Annotated in this window: 14 protein-coding genes, 1 pseudogene and 1 riboswitch; of the genes and pseudogenes, 7 read left to right on the top strand and 8 right to left on the bottom strand. The window is 36.8% G+C overall.

Annotated features, from left to right (window positions below; translation table 11 throughout):
• Positions 1-67 precede the first annotated feature (67 nt).
• Positions 68-841, bottom strand: a pseudogene (motB, locus tag LS41612_RS03495) (flagellar motor protein MotB); the annotation flags it as partial.
• Complete coding sequence (motA, locus tag LS41612_RS03490) at positions 828-1631, bottom strand: flagellar motor stator protein MotA (RefSeq protein WP_024364529.1); 804 nt, start codon at positions 1629-1631, stop codon at positions 828-830. The gene motA and the pseudogene motB, both read right to left, overlap by 14 nt.
• A 199-nt stretch (positions 1632-1830) precedes the next feature.
• On the opposite strand from motA, the gene LS41612_RS03485 reads away from it, so the two are divergent.
• The 4 genes from LS41612_RS03485 to LS41612_RS03475 all read left to right on the top strand — a co-directional run bounded on the left by LS41612_RS03485 (position 1831) and on the right by LS41612_RS03475 (position 5074).
• A complete protein-coding gene (locus LS41612_RS03485) occupies positions 1831-3066 on the top strand; it encodes an aminopeptidase (protein ID WP_024364528.1) in 1236 nt (411 codons plus the stop codon).
• 142 nt (positions 3067-3208) lie between these two features.
• A complete protein-coding gene (locus LS41612_RS23650; protein WP_255313775.1) occupies positions 3209-3343 on the top strand; it encodes a hypothetical protein in 135 nt (44 codons plus the stop codon).
• Positions 3344-3527: 184 nt separating this feature from the next.
• On the top strand, positions 3528-4088 hold the full coding sequence (locus LS41612_RS03480) for a beta-class carbonic anhydrase (RefSeq protein WP_024364527.1): 561 nt from the start codon (positions 3528-3530) through the stop codon (positions 4086-4088).
• 236 nt (positions 4089-4324) lie between these two features.
• Positions 4325-5074: a class I SAM-dependent methyltransferase gene (locus LS41612_RS03475; protein WP_024364526.1), complete on the top strand. Its 750-nt coding sequence runs from the start codon at positions 4325-4327 to the stop codon at positions 5072-5074.
• Positions 5075-5376: 302 nt separating this feature from the next.
• Here LS41612_RS03475 and LS41612_RS03470 read toward each other — a convergent pair whose 3' ends face one another.
• Positions 5377-5967, bottom strand: coding sequence for a GNAT family N-acetyltransferase (locus LS41612_RS03470; protein ID WP_051147783.1), 591 nt, complete (start codon positions 5965-5967; stop codon positions 5377-5379).
• Between the two features lie 113 nt (positions 5968-6080).
• Complete coding sequence (locus LS41612_RS03465; protein WP_024364524.1) at positions 6081-6908, bottom strand: polyphosphate kinase 2 family protein; 828 nt, start codon at positions 6906-6908, stop codon at positions 6081-6083.
• Positions 6909-7114: 206 nt separating this feature from the next.
• Here LS41612_RS03465 and LS41612_RS03455 point away from each other — a divergent pair, with 206 nt between their 5' ends.
• On the top strand, positions 7115-7828 hold the full coding sequence (locus LS41612_RS03455) for a TspO-related membrane protein (RefSeq protein WP_024364523.1): 714 nt from the start codon (positions 7115-7117) through the stop codon (positions 7826-7828).
• A 27-nt stretch (positions 7829-7855) separates the two neighbouring features.
• Here the strand turns inward: LS41612_RS03455 and map are convergent, their stop codons facing one another.
• Positions 7856-8611 (bottom strand): type I methionyl aminopeptidase, encoded by a 756-nt coding sequence (map, locus tag LS41612_RS03450; RefSeq protein WP_024364522.1) that lies wholly within the window; start codon positions 8609-8611, stop codon positions 7856-7858.
• A 246-nt stretch (positions 8612-8857) separates the two neighbouring features.
• Positions 8858-9418 carry an energy-coupled thiamine transporter ThiT gene (thiT, locus tag LS41612_RS03445; protein ID WP_024364521.1) on the bottom strand — a complete coding sequence of 187 codons (561 nt, stop codon included), beginning with the start codon at positions 9416-9418 and terminating at the stop codon, positions 8858-8860.
• A 125-nt stretch (positions 9419-9543) separates the two neighbouring features.
• Positions 9544-9651, bottom strand: a riboswitch (TPP riboswitch).
• 126 nt (positions 9652-9777) lie between these two features.
• On the opposite strand from thiT, the gene LS41612_RS03440 reads away from it, so the two are divergent.
• Positions 9778-10110 carry a magnetosome magnetite crystal formation protein family gene (locus LS41612_RS03440; RefSeq protein WP_029747430.1) on the top strand — a complete coding sequence of 111 codons (333 nt, stop codon included), beginning with the start codon at positions 9778-9780 and terminating at the stop codon, positions 10108-10110.
• A gap of 28 nt (positions 10111-10138) precedes the next feature.
• Positions 10139-10261 (top strand): small protein YxzF, encoded by a 123-nt coding sequence (gene yxzF / locus LS41612_RS23645; protein WP_255313776.1) that lies wholly within the window; start codon positions 10139-10141, stop codon positions 10259-10261.
• A gap of 102 nt (positions 10262-10363) precedes the next feature.
• Here the strand turns inward: yxzF and LS41612_RS03435 are convergent, their stop codons facing one another.
• Positions 10364-13444: an AAA family ATPase gene (locus LS41612_RS03435; RefSeq protein ID WP_024364519.1), complete on the bottom strand. Its 3081-nt coding sequence runs from the start codon at positions 13442-13444 to the stop codon at positions 10364-10366.
• Positions 13441-14598 carry an exonuclease SbcCD subunit D gene (locus LS41612_RS03430; protein ID WP_024364518.1) on the bottom strand — a complete coding sequence of 386 codons (1158 nt, stop codon included), beginning with the start codon at positions 14596-14598 and terminating at the stop codon, positions 13441-13443. The genes LS41612_RS03435 and LS41612_RS03430 overlap by 4 nt, the downstream gene beginning before the upstream one ends.
• Between the last annotated feature and the right edge of the window lie 219 nt (positions 14599-14817).

The following is a 14817-nucleotide window of genomic DNA, read 5'->3' as shown; positions in this document are numbered from 1 at the left end:
CCTCTCTACATTAAAAAAGCTATTAGCAAGGACCTTTAAGTCATTTGCTAATAGCTTTTTCTTTTGACTACTGCGTATTTTTCGCAGCAGAGCCATCTTCAGCAACAAGTGGTTGAATTAATACTTCCACACGACGATTTTTCGCGCGCCCTTCAGCCGTATTATTCGGTGCAATGGCTTTATATTCACCATATCCTTTTGCACTAAAATAAACCGGATCAAGTTTTGAATTACTATCCACTAAAATTTTTAAAAAGTTCACCGCTCGCATTACCGATAATTCCCAGTTTGAAGCAAACTCAGGACCTGTTTGCGGTACGTTATCTGTATGACCAGTAATGACAATACTACGTGCTGGGTCAGACACTAATACGCCTGCAAGTTCACTAGCAATTTTATTATACTCAGGTTTAATAGTAGCTCGTCCTGGATCAAACAAAATGCTATCGCGAATAGTAACAAGTAAACCTTCATCTGTCATTTCCGTTGCGAATTGACCTTCCATCTCATTGACTGCAATAAAATTATCGACACTATCTTTAATTTCAGCTAAATCCTGTTGATCCTTTAAATACGCTGAGTTTTGCTGTGGCTGTTGTGGTGTTTGATCATTATTTGCATTTGGTGTTTGCATTGGAGATGGTTGTTCTAAGAAGCTCGTCCCACCATCAAATACTTGATTAAACACTGCCGACATACGATCTAATTTTTCTTGGTCAACTGAACTAGATGCAAAAAGTACGATAAATAACGCCAATAATAACGTTAAAATATCAGCATATGGTACTAACCAAGACTCATCAACATGTTCTTCATGCTTTTTTTTCTTAGCTTTCTTTGCCTAGGCCGCCCGCCCCGCTTTCACCCGAAATTTGACGACGCTCTTCCATCGTTAAATAAGAAGATAATTTTTGTTCAATAACACGTGGCGCTTCCCCTTCTAATACAGAAAGAATGCCTTCAATCATCATACGTTTTTGCTTTACTTCAACTGCTGATTTACGTTTTAACTTGTTGGCAAATGGATGCCATAGTACGTAACCTGTAAAGATACCTAATAATGTTGCCATGAATGCAGCCGATATGGCATGTCCTAACTTATCAATATCATTCATATCTGCTAACGCTGCGATTAACCCTACTACCGCACCGAGTACCCCTAATGTCGGGGCATATGTACCTGCTTGTGTAAAAATGGCTGCACCACTTGTATGTCGGTCTTCCATCGCTTCTACTTCTTCCGTTAATACATCACGGATATAATCGGCGTTTTGACCATCGATTGCTAATGTAAGACCATTTTTTAAAAATGGATCTTCAATTTCTGAAGCCTTACTTTCTAAGGCTAACAATCCTTCACGACGTGCTAAATCAGCCCATTGTGAAAACATCTTAATAATTTCAATATCATCTGCTAATTTTGTTTCTTTAAAAAGAATTTTAAATAGCTTTGGTACCCGCTTTAGTTCCTTCATAGGAAAGGCAATTGTTACAGCTGATATTGTACCGAAGATGATAATTAAAATAGCCGCTGGATTGTAAAAGGCACTTAAGTTTACACCCTTTAACACCATCCCTGTTAACAGTGCGATAAACGCTAAAATTATCCCTACTACTGACGATAAATCCATTTTAGAACCTCCAAATCTTCTATACTTACTTATTTTCGTCCTATTTTCCATATTTTAAATAAACATATTATATAGTATAAATGTATTTCACTAATTTTTCGATGAAATAAATGCTTTTTATTCACATTTCGACCATATTTGATTATATTGAATTAAGAATAATACACGAAATTGTCTTTTATCGAAAGGAGTTAAGAATTTGTTATTATCATTTGACACAAAATTACTAAGATATGCCGAATTAGCCGTGAAAATAGGAGTAAATATCCAGAAAAATCAATTCCTTTATGTGAGTTGTTCGACCGATAACTTAAAATTAGCTGAAATAATTACTAAAATTGCTTATGAAAATGGTGCAAAACAGGTTTTTGTTGATTTATCAGATGATCGACTTGTGCGCACACGTTATGAAAAAGCTCCAAAAGACTCATTTGATTTTTATCCTCCATGGAAAATTCAAGAGCGTGAATGGCTTGCAGAACAAGGTGCTGCCTTTTTAAGCATCGTTTCACAAAGCCCAGACCTTTTAAAGGATATCGATCATGAAAAAATTATGACTTTCCAAAAAGCCTCAGGTCAAGCACTCGCTAACTACTATACTATGATGCGAGCAGATAAATTTAGCTGGACAGTTATTGCTGCTCCTTCTAAACAATGGGCAGCCAAAGTATTCCCTCAACTACCAGAAGAACAGCAAGTAGAAGCATTATGGGAAGCGATCTTTGCTGCTACACGCACAGATCAAGATGAACCGGTTAATGCTTGGAAAACTCACAACGAACAGTTACATAACAAAGCCGACTATCTAAATAAGAAACAATTCAAGTTCTTGCGCTATCAAGCTCCGGGAACAGATTTAACGATTGAGTTACCAAAGAAGCATATTTGGACAGGTGGCAGTAGTGTCAATATATATGGCAATGCATTTATGGCAAATATGCCAACAGAAGAAGTTTTTACAGCCCCACTCAAAACAGGTGTCAATGGCTTTGTCTCAAGTACAAAACCTTTAAGCTATAGTGGAAATATTATCGATCAGTTTACATTAACATTTAAAGATGGTCGTATTGTCGATATACAAGCACAGCAAGGACAAGATATATTAGCATCCCTTGTTGCAACAGACGAAGGTGCACAGTATCTTGGGGAAATAGCACTTGTTCCCCACCAATCGCCTATCTCACAATCCGGATTATTATTTTACAATACATTATTCGATGAAAATGCCTCTAATCATTTAGCTATAGGTAATGCCTATTCCTTTTGTATAGAAGGTGGTAAAGAAATGTCAGCAAAAGAATTGCTGTCTCACGGTCTAAATCAAAGTTTAACGCATGTTGACTTTATGATTGGCTGTGCTAATATGGATATTGACGGCATTGCTGTTGATGGTCAAATCGAACCAATTTTCCGCAATGGCAACTGGGCCTTTTAAGTAAATAGTCAGTCCTATTACTATTATTCTAGGCTAGGTATCTTATGGATGTCATAAATTATCCTTACATTTTCCTAGCAACCTATTGTATAATTAGAGTAGTTCATATAGTAGATTATTTAAGTAGAGAGGAGCTTTTATAATGTTCATTACAACTGTACTTGGCTTTTCAGCCGTACTATTAATTTCTATGGGATTCTTTATCCACTATCTACAAGTTGGTTTAGATAGCAAATCTTCTGTAACTGTAGATCCACAACCAAAAGAAAAATATTAATCATATAAAAACAGCTACTTTATGTAGCTGTTTTTTTTCGTTTATAAATATGTCATAGTAGATTCGCTAAATAATTTACCAAACTTCTTTTTTTTTCATAAAAATTGCGCGAATATTGTCATTATTATTTGCATATTTACATTTTTGCTCTAAAATATTTCATTAGGGAAGGGAGCAAACTTTCATGACAATGTTAAAAGATATTTTACAGTTTAATGAAGATTTCGTTCAAGAAAAAAAATATGAGCCTTTTATTACAACGAAGTACCCAGATAAGCGCATCGTTGTCTTATCTTGTATGGACACTCGCCTTGTAGAGCTATTACCTAAAGCGATGAACTTAAGAAACGGCGATGTAAAAATTGTAAAAAGTGCTGGTGCTTTAGTAAGTCACCCATTCGGTGCAGTAATGCGTAGTTTACTCGTTGCGGTTTATGGACTGCAAGCTGATGAGGTGTATGTAGTTGGGCATTATGACTGTGGTATGAGCGCAGTTGATCCAGATGCAATGCTTAACCAAATGGTAGACCGAGGTATTAAAGAAGAAACCATTAAGATGATGGAGTACTCTGGTATTGATTTAAAAGATTTCTTACGCGGTTTCGGTGATGTCGCGACTAGCGTGAAGAAAAGTGTCGATACAATTCGTAATCACCCGTTAATGGTTGATAGTGTGCCTGTTCACGGTTTAGTTATTGATCCAAATACTGGTCGCCTTGATTTAATTGACGACGGTAGTAAATAAAACGTTAACGCCAAAGGCATCGTTTTTGGCAGAAAAGCTTTCTATATAATTAAAAATGTGTCTATCGTATCGAATAATCGAATGATAGACACATTTTTTATTTGCTTTCGCAAATTATATCGCTGTAAATAATGTAGTAGACATTCCTTTTATTGAACATATCTTGCGTTTTACACAATAATTAGGTAAATTTATGTAATAATACTATAAAAAGTAAACAATAATTGGAGGACAACATGTATACTTATCATTCGATTTCAGCAGAAGTTTATAACCTAGATAAACCAATCGGCACATCATTCGGTGATGTCGAATATTATAGCGACAGACTTCAGCATGTCAAAGGAAAAATATTAGAACCAGCTGTTGGAACAGGACGTATTTTAATTCCTTTACTTGAACAAGGTTTTGCTATTGAAGGCTTTGATTTATCCGAGGAAATGTTAGACTACTGTCGAGGCAATCTAAAAAAGGCACAGAAAGAAGCAACTATTTATCAAGCAAATATGGAGACATTCCAATCAGATCAACTTTATGAAGCAATCATTATCCCTACTGGAACATTTTTATTAATTACTGATGATGAAAAAGCTATGACTAGTCTATCTAATTTTTATCATCATTTAGAACCAAATGGAAGATTGATAGTCGATATATTTTTGCAACCAGATTTTCATGAAGGTAGCTCTCAATATCGAACGTTTACAAATAAGCAAGATGAATTGATTACATTGCAAATAACACAATCTGCAATCAATTATATTGAACAAACGACAACTACCCACCATCGTTATGATAAATGGAAAGAAGGCAAATGTATCGAAAGCGAATTTGAAATTTTTACCTTAAAATGGTATGGAATTCAAGAATTTAAAAGGCTTTTAATGCAAATTGGCTTTAAAGATATCGTTATTTCATCGGATTATTGTTATAAGCAATATCCTACAGACCGAAATCAAACCATCACCTTTGAAGCTGTTAAATGATTTTGCTAGTTTAGGTTCTAAAAAATGAAAATGTAACAAAGGTGTTAGTACAATTAACGAAACCTTAGCTATTCATTCTTTAATTAGAAGTGAGCATTAATTGTTGGTAGCATAGGCGGTGACTCCTGCCCAGAACGCACACTGCGTAAGACGAGGGCTTTCTGCGCGCAAGCAGAGGGTTGTGGGTTACTGTGCTGAGCGGAAAGCACAGCCGAAGCGGACAACAATGGCGCAGCAAAAAAGTGTTAGATTGATAGCAGTCATCTAACACTTTTTGCACTTTATTATAACTCGTTGTGTATTCATGATGATGGCTCTAGGCGAGCATACATATAATGATCTACCCATTGTCCATTGATATACAATAATTTTCTTAATAAGCCTTCTCGTTGAAATCCTGATTTCTCCAACACCCGAATCGAAGCGTTATTTTCAGTCGATACATACGCCTCCACACGATGTAGCCCTATTTGTTCAAAGGCAAATTGTACAACCAATTCTACTGCTTCTGTTACAATTCCTTTTCCTATATAGATTTCATCCATCGCATAGCCAACAAAGGCACTTGAATACGGTAAACGTTTGATAGCATACAACGCGATGTGACCTATTAAATTATTTGTACCTTGCTCATATATGCCGAAAGTAAATTCTCTCTTTGAGCTCATTAAATATAAACTTTCTTGAATTTTTTTATACTGTGCATCAACTGTATAGTATTCAGGTCGCTGTAACGGTTCATATGTAGACCAAAAATATTTGTTTCGACTTACAAGACCCGTTAAACTTTGTGCATCTTTTTCTTGGAATGTGCGAACGTAGCATTTCTCCCCCTGAATCGAGACCACATTTCCACCCTTTTTCCTTAATAAATTCCAAATTTTTAGCACCATTTCTCTCCACAAGCCTTCCGATAATTGTCAGTACATGTTCATTGTATGTAAAAAAAGATGCTGCTACAACCAAAACAGCTCCTGTCTTGTTATCACAGCATCAATCATATTATTTATTTATTTTTCACTTGTTCTTTTGATTGGATTTCTAACAGTTCCATACTAGATGATTCTGCATCCTCTAATTGGGACTTGTCTAAAACATTTGTTAAATGTAAACCTCGCTTTTGCGCCTCGCGTTCAATATGTGCAAGCGTTTCTTGTAGCACTTGTACACGTGCATGTTTTTTATCGTTTCCTGCTACCAAAACCCATGGCGCATTTTTCTTGTCTGTTTTTTCAAACATATCATTCGCTGCTGCGATATATTCTGGTGTTTTTTCGCGATTTCTCCAGTCCTCATCTGTTAACTTCCATGATTTATATGGATCTTGCGCACGCTCATTAAAGCGCTTCAATTGCTCTTCGTCTGACACATGTAACCAGAATTTTATAACAATGTAGTCTCCAGCCGTTAAAATCTTCTCAAAGTTGTTAATCTCCTCATACGCGCGAGACCATTCTTCCTTATTTGCAAATCCTTCGATACGCTCTACTAGCACTCGTCCATACCAAGAGCGGTCGAAAATGGCAATCTGACCATGCTGCGGTAATTTTCTCCAAAAACGTTGCAAGTAGTTATAGCGTAATTCGTGAGGCTGTGGTGCTGAAATTGGATGAACAACGTAACCCCTAGGGTCTACCCGTTCAATAAGACGTTTAATGGCGCCTCCCTTACCAGCAGCATCCATTCCTTCAAATACTAGAATAAGTCCGATTTTATTATTTAGTAAAAATTGCTGTGCATTTAACATTTCATATTGGAGTACTTTTAATTTCTTTTTATACATTTTTTTATCTAGTTCAATCGATAGGTCAAGATTTTTTAGATTTTGGGTCATTAAAATTCCACTCCTTCAAATTGGATATTTCTATTGTACTAAAGAAGTATTTGGATGCATATCCAAATGGTAAATTGTAGATAATTTCAACAAATTCACTTGATACATTGTAAGGATTTTCCGCTATAATAAAATAGATATTCTGTGACAGTCCTATACTTATTTGTCTTTTCCCTATACAATTTAACACGAAGGGAGAGGAAACCTTGCCTAAGTTTATTTTAATGACAATAACGTATATTGTCTCACTCATCCTAACCTTTTCATCCTATTTTATAAAAATAAATGGTCAATCTTCGTTAGAAATCTCAAATCGTTTTCCCGTAATGTTTGCACCTATTAATATTAGTTATATGATATGGATAGTCATTTACATTTTGCTCGCTTATTGGTTAGTTATGAATTTTAAAAAGACAACTATAAAACAGACTGTTCTCTTTAGCAATGTATGTATTTTACAAGCGATTTCTATTTTATTTTGGCATTATGAATTATTCATAGTATTTTTCATCTGTACAGTAATGTTAGTACTATACTTATTTTTCCTTTACAATACGTACTCACATTCCAATAATGCATTATCTGGCCGCCTACCGATTTCACTTTACTTTGCTTGGTCTACATTTTTATTGATGACAAATACGAGTTTTACGTTAACTTCTTATGAATGGAATGGCTTTGGTCTTAGCAATCCACTTTGGGCAGTTATTTTACTGACAATTGGTGTCGTGATTGCCTTACATATACGTTATCATCATTTTGATATTGTCTATCCTAGCGTTTTCATTTGGGCATTCGTTGGCATTGCATTTCATAATCATCTTGACGAGTTGCTTGTGACGACAGCAGCCTTATTTTTATGTGGGGTACTTGTTGTTGGTATTCTATTCGTCAAAAAAAAACCTGCTTACCAAAAATAAATCGGTAAGCAGGTTTTTTATTTCGTCTTATTGCTCATCTAATGAAGTTAAAATGATTGGTTTGTCTTTTGTTACAATAATCGAATGCTCAATTTGGGCAACTAAAGATTTATCAGGCGTGATAAATGTCCAGCCATCACCAGCTTCAACGATATGCTCTGCTTTTGCTGAAATAAACGGCTCTACAGCTAACACCATGCCTTCTTTCATAATTGTTGAATCCCACGCATCGTAATAGTTTAAAATGTGGTTTGGTTCATCATGCAATGAACGACCTAATCCATGACCCGTTAAGTTCATAATAACTGTTAAGTCATTGGCATAAGCCTCACGCTCTACCGCTTTCCCAATTTGGTTTAATTTCGAACCAGCTTTTACTTTTGTCATTGCACGATCAAAAGCGCTTTTTGCTACGCGGCAAAGTTTTTCTTTATCCTCATAACCTTCGCCTACTACAAAAGAAATACCTGTATCTGCAAAGTAACCATTTAAAGAGCCAGATACATCAATATTAACAATATCTCCCTCTTTAATAATACGTTGTCCTGGAATACCATGGGCAACTTCTTCATTGACACTAATACAAGTGTAGCCTGGGAAATCATACTCTCCCTTAGGACCTGAAATAGCTCCTGCTTCAGCAAACATGCGTCCTGCAATTTCATCTAATTCAAGTGTTGTCACACCAGGTTTTGTAGCTGCTTTCATCGCCTCACGAATTTCCGCACAAATGCGACCAATTTTTTTAAAGGCTTCAATTTCTTCTTGGGTTTTTACAATCATTTTTAACGTCCCTTTCATCTAATATCTACTCTTTAATATAACATAACTTTTTATGTGCATAACGCCAAAAGCTTTAATTATTCTATGCCAATAGCATTTCATAAGTGCTACTCATAGAAAAAACAGACGATTTTAAAAGTCTTTAGACATTAAAACAGCCTTTCTCTACAGTTCATTTAAACTGATTGTTCTCGATATAAAAAAAATAGTATACTAAGTAATTCTTAGCATACTATTTCCATTCATTTATAATTTTCGTTGCATTAATTGTGGCGCTGCTGTAAATAATAGAACACCGACAATAGCTGTTAAAATAGTTGCTGGTAGCATATATGTTCCATTATAAATAATTGAATAAATCCATGCATTTTGATCGCCCGCATACTCCGCAAAGAATACTGCACCTGCAATCGTGTGTGCAAGATAGCGTAAAAAACCAGCTAACACTGTTCCCATCACTATGTACAGAGCCATTTTCTTTTTGTTGAGTGCTGTTGCGGCTTTTAATACAGGTTCACGAACGATTGCCGCTAAACCTACTACAGTAAAGGCTACCCCATAATCTAGTAATCCTTGAAGCCAATGCACAATATAAGCACCAAACATTGTTTGTAGCACACCAATTAATAGACCTGTTGTAAGCCCTGACAAAAGACCCCAACGAAATGCCATTAAAATAATTGGTATCATGACTAAACTTACCGAGCCACCTTGTGCCCATACTTTAAAAGAAACTTGATCGAGCACAAGCCCTACCGCTGCAAAAATTGCAATCTCCACCAGCATGAGTAATCTTTTTTTGTCCATACTATTATTCTCTCCTTTGTTCCGATGTAGGATACAAGAGCAGGAATAGAAAACAATTATTTGGATGTGCACCTCAATCCGGCATAAAAAAACGATGCCAGGACAGAGCCTCACATCGTAAAAGTGTCGGTTTCTATCCACATCCCTACGCAAGTGTTAACTTACAGGTTCAAAGAGTAAAGGCATTACGTGCCCAGTCTCAGCTGACATCATCAGCTCCCCTTGTGGTCGTTACATCTCATTTTTATTGAACACCCTCATTGTACGCAAACACCTTTGGTATTACAACCTTTTCCTCAATTATTTTTTTGAAACTTTTACGCTTTCTATGCGTAAATATTAAAAAGGGAGGAACAATTATGGAGAATCAAAAAGTTTTATCTGCGTTTAGTTATCTCAGTGTTTTTATTGCACCATTTGTCGTTCCATTAGTCGTTTACTTTGTTTCAAAAGATAGTGAAGTCAAAAGACATTCCATTCGAGCACTTATTTCTCACTTGATTCCGTTAGTCTTGGGTATCATTTTCTTTGCTATCTCTATATTTTCTTCAATGTCATTGAACACGTTTGATCCTTCTTCAAATGGGAATACATTCATTATCATTTGGTTTGCTTCATTTGCAATTTATTTACTCGTATCATTAGGTATTGTCATTTGGAATATTGTGCAAGCTGTACGAGTTATACGTTAAAATTTAGTACTAAGGAGATGTCGTATTCATGAAAGTATCAAAAGTAGTGAAAACCGCTATAAAATTTGCACCTATTGTCATTCCTATTGTCAAAAAAGTAGTCGCTGCAAAAAAAGGGACAACACCTTACGTATCAACACGCAGAAAATAGGTGCACTGACTTCTTTTAATTGTTTGAGTGACTGGCACACAAAACCCACTTACACCACACAGTGCAAGTGGGTTTTATTTAGAATTGTTTGGGTGACTGGCACTACTTTACTTCAAAGTGTGTTGTACTATGCCCACTTAACGTTTTTTCAACATGTAAAACGGCTGGCATTGCGGCTTTTAACTCGGCTACATGTGAAATAACACCAATCATTCTTCCTGAATCTTGTAAATCAATTAACGTATCAATTGCTTTATTTAACGCTTCCTCATCTAAAGAACCAAAGCCCTCGTCGATAAACATCGTTTCAATCTGAATATTTCCTTGGAAGCTTTGAATAACATCTGCCATACCTAATGCAAGACTTAATGATGCATTAAACTTCTCCCCACCAGATAATGTTTTTACATCTCTTAATTGGTCCGTATAAGCATCATACACATCTAACCCTAACCCACTTTGCTTGGCATGCTTCTCCAAGCGATCAGAGCGCCGCAATGCAAACTGTCCATTTGATAAATGGAATAAACGAAGATTGGCTGCTGCTGTAATCTTATCTAAATAATTGATTTGAATATAACGCTCAAATGACAGTTTTTTAGGATTTTGACCATTCAACACGGTGTAAAGTTCTTTTACACGGCCTGCTTCTTTTTCGAGTATCCGTATTTCCCTCGCCGTTTCATCAACTTTAACAATAAAGTCAGCACATGCTGTTGCATAATTTTTCGTCTGTTGCAATATTTTAAATGCTTCTTCAGATGTAGCTCGTAACATCTCAAGCTTGTCTTCTAATATCGTTAAATTTTGCTTCTCTTTTCCTTCAAGATGTTGTGCTCCATCTAAGATTTGTTGCTGTAAAGAGTGCTGTTGTAAAGCGTAATCCCGGCACGCTTTACGTAATTCCTCGATTTGTACAACACTTCGCTTTGCCGCCGCATATGCTTCATATGTTGTAAAACCTACATTGTTCATGCTTGTGACAAATTGTTCTCGTTTTTCATTCAGTTTGTTTTGCAATTCCTCATAGGCTTTTTTTGCCAGTTCTTCTGCTATAGCTGCCTTATGTGACGCTTCTTTTGTTGCTTGTAGATTATGCTGACTTGCGTTCCATGCTGCTTGTAATGCATTCTTTTGCGATTTTATATCTTCCATTGTTTGCTTTAATTGTTGCAATGACTTTACATGTTCAGGAATGTACTTTTGTTGTTCTTCTACAATTGCTTGTTGTTTAATTAATTCATTCGACTGCTCGGCAAAATAGTGCTCTAACTGGACTTGTTTGTGTTGCAATTGTTCATTTCTTGCCAGTTGCTCTTTTAGCTTAGTCCGTGCGATAGATAGTTGATCGTTAACGATTTTTAAAACAGTAACTTGTTGCTCAATGAATTGTAATGAAGTTGTAAGTTCTACACGATCAGCTAGTGATATATGGCTAGCTTCTACCTGTTCAGCCACCTCTTGAAGCAATTGCTTTGTTGTTTTGACTGTCGCTTCTTTTTCGTAATAATTTCTCTCATTTGCATGAGCTGTCGCGCGGATTGTTTCCAGCTCCACTTCATCCACGACTGCTAGTGGCTCACTATGTGTTAATTGGTGTGTTGTACTGCCACAAACTGGACAAGCATCGCCATCTTTTAACTTGGCTGCTAAAATACTTGCCTGACTGGTAATCCATTGTTGTTCCTTAGTCTGTAGCGCTTTATTACTTTCTTGATAGAGCTGTTGCGCCCTTTGAAACGCTTGCTCAGCTAGCTCACTCGCTTGCTCATATTTTTCCAATTGAGCTAATAATGTGACTTGTTCTTTAAGCTTTGGAAGTTGTTCTAAATAACCCGCATAGGGCTCCATTTGTTTTTCATATTGCTCAATGGTTGTTGTTAACTCTTGAAGTTGGGTTTGCTCTTTTTCTAAAATGTTTAGATTATCTGCTACTGCACGTTTAGCATTATCAACAAGTTGTTGCGTTATTTCTAGTTGTTGCTGATTACGCTCAAATGCCTCAAACTTTGGTAACAGCGCTAATAGCTGCATTTCTTGTTGCAATATTTGCTGACGCGCTGGTTCTTTCGCTTCTTCCTCTGAAAATAATTGCTGGGCTATTGCTAGTTGTGCCAAAGCGTTTTGATGATTTATTGTCGCTTGCTGATAAAGTTGTTCCTTATGATTTTGCTCAGTCCGTAATTCTACACACTGTTGTTCAAAAGTAAGAAGACGCTCCGCTTGTTCAGCTAATTGTATTTCCTGTTCCTTCGCTGTATATAAAGGTTGTTGTTGTAACAGCATTTGCAAACGGGCTTGTCGTTGCTCCTGTTGCTCGAACTGCTCGTTCAGCGCTTTCGCCATACTGTAATATTCTTGTTCCTTTTGATGATGCGCATAGGCTTCTTCATAGCGGAGCTGCTCCGTTTGGATACTAGCATTATAAAAGAATTGCTCTTCTTCAAGGGCATTTTTTAGTTGATGCATATTATCCGTATTATTGCTTATACAAGTAAATAGTGTTGATGACCGTTGTGGTAATGCACCTGCAATTTGTCCAAGTAAATGTTCTTTCAATTGCTGGGCACGCTCGACATCCTTTTCGGCTTCTTTTCTTTTGATATCTAGTTTTTTGGTCATTGCATTAAAACGATCTGTTTTAAAAATTTTACGTAAAATGACTTCTTTATTGGAGGAATCAGAAGTTAATAATTTGCGAAATTCCCCTTGGGGCAACATCACAATTTGACTAAACTGATCTTTTGTTAGCCCTATAATTTCAAGCAGTTTTTTATCTACTTCATTTGTTTGCTGCTTCTCCACTATACTAAAGTCAAATTTACCATCCTTTATTTCTGCTAGTTCAACTTTTCTTCCAGTGACACTTTTATTTTTTGCTTTAATATGACCCGGTTGGCGTAAAATGTGATACACTTTACCGCGCATTTCAAATACCAATTCTACTGCGGTGTAAACATCATCCGCAGCAAAGCCACTCCGAAGCATAGCTGTATCCTGACGATCTTCACCACTTCCTGCACCATACAACGCATAACAAATCGCATCAAAAATCGTCGTTTTCCCAGCGCCTGTTTTGCCTGAAATAGCAAATAAACGGTACTCTCCAAGCTGTTGGAAATCAATCACTTCTGTATGTTTATATGGACCGAAAGCAGTAATCGTTAACTTGAGTGGTTTCATCGCACTGCCTCCCGTTCCTCATCTAATAATTCTTGTAGCATCTCTAAAAACAAACGCTCGGTTTCTGGATCAGGTTGATCGCCCAAAACATCTGCATAAAATCCACGAAACAAGTCAATATCCTCTACTTTTTCCGTTTCAACAGCTTGTATTTCTTGGGCTACTTGTATTCGTGATGCTTTACGTTCAATATGCATTGCATGTGGAAAAACAGTACGGATTCGCTCCATCGGTGAGGCTACAGGTGTCGTGTCTGTTAATCGTACAAAGACATAATCATCACATGGTGGTAGTTGTAATAAATCATCCATGAAGCCTTCCACCACTCGTAGATCACGTCTTGGCACAAGCTTGCGTTTGTTAACCTCTACATGTCCATTAGCATCTAGCTCTACAATTAAAAAGCCTTTCTCATGCAAATGTTCCGACAACGAATATTTCAACGGTGAACCTGCATAACGGATTGTGTTATTCAGTACAAAGTGAGCTTTATGCAAATGGCCAAGTGCCGTATAGTTGAAATGTTCAAATAGGGCAGCGTCCACGCAATCTGACCCACCGATGGATAGCGGCCGTTCCGAATCACTTGTATTATCTTCTTCAAAGCCATATTTCGTCACAAAAGCATGTCCAATAAAAATATGCCGCTTTGTTGTATCCATCGTTTGCTGAATATGGGCGATGATTTTTTGCATTGCATCTTGATGTGACTGAATCGTATCATCTTCTAAAATAGTGCGTACGGAGGCTGGTTCTGCATATGGCACTAGGTGAAAATGCACCTCACCGAATTCATCTGTCAGAACGATTGGTGAATGTTCTTTTGTGAATTGCCCTACGATATGTAACCCACTATCTCGCATAAGACGACTACCAAAATTTAATCGTCCTGCACTGTCATGATTTCCGGCAACTGCTAACACCGGAATTTTCTTTTCAAGTACAATTTCTGCGAAAACATCGTTTAATAAGTTAACGGCCTCTACAGGTGGCATTGAACGATCATATAAATCGCCTGCTACAATAATTGCATCAGGTTGTTCTTCTTCAATCGCTTGCAAAAATTGCTGTAAAATATAACGCTGATCCTCGGTCATATAGATACCTTGTACAAGTTTTCCTAAATGCCAATCGGCTGTATGGAATATTTTCATTGTCTATGCACCTCCTGTTTTGCTTTTCTTTTATTTTATCATGACTGCAACTATATTCCTTTTTGGGTGACTGGCACTCGTTAAATTCAGAATTGTTTCGGTGCCAGACACCCGTTAAATTCAGAATCGTTTGGGTGACTGGCACCCGCACAAGGCACACAAACAGTGGCACTAAAAAAGTATGCTAAGTTGTTTAAATTGCTCCTAATAGGTGGCAAT

This window comes from Lysinibacillus sphaericus, assembly GCF_002982115.1.
In the GTDB taxonomy this organism is placed as follows: domain Bacteria; phylum Bacillota; class Bacilli; order Bacillales_A; family Planococcaceae; genus Lysinibacillus; species Lysinibacillus sphaericus.
The sequence above is the reverse complement of the archived record's forward strand: the minus strand, read 5'-3'. Positions and strand labels throughout refer to the sequence as shown.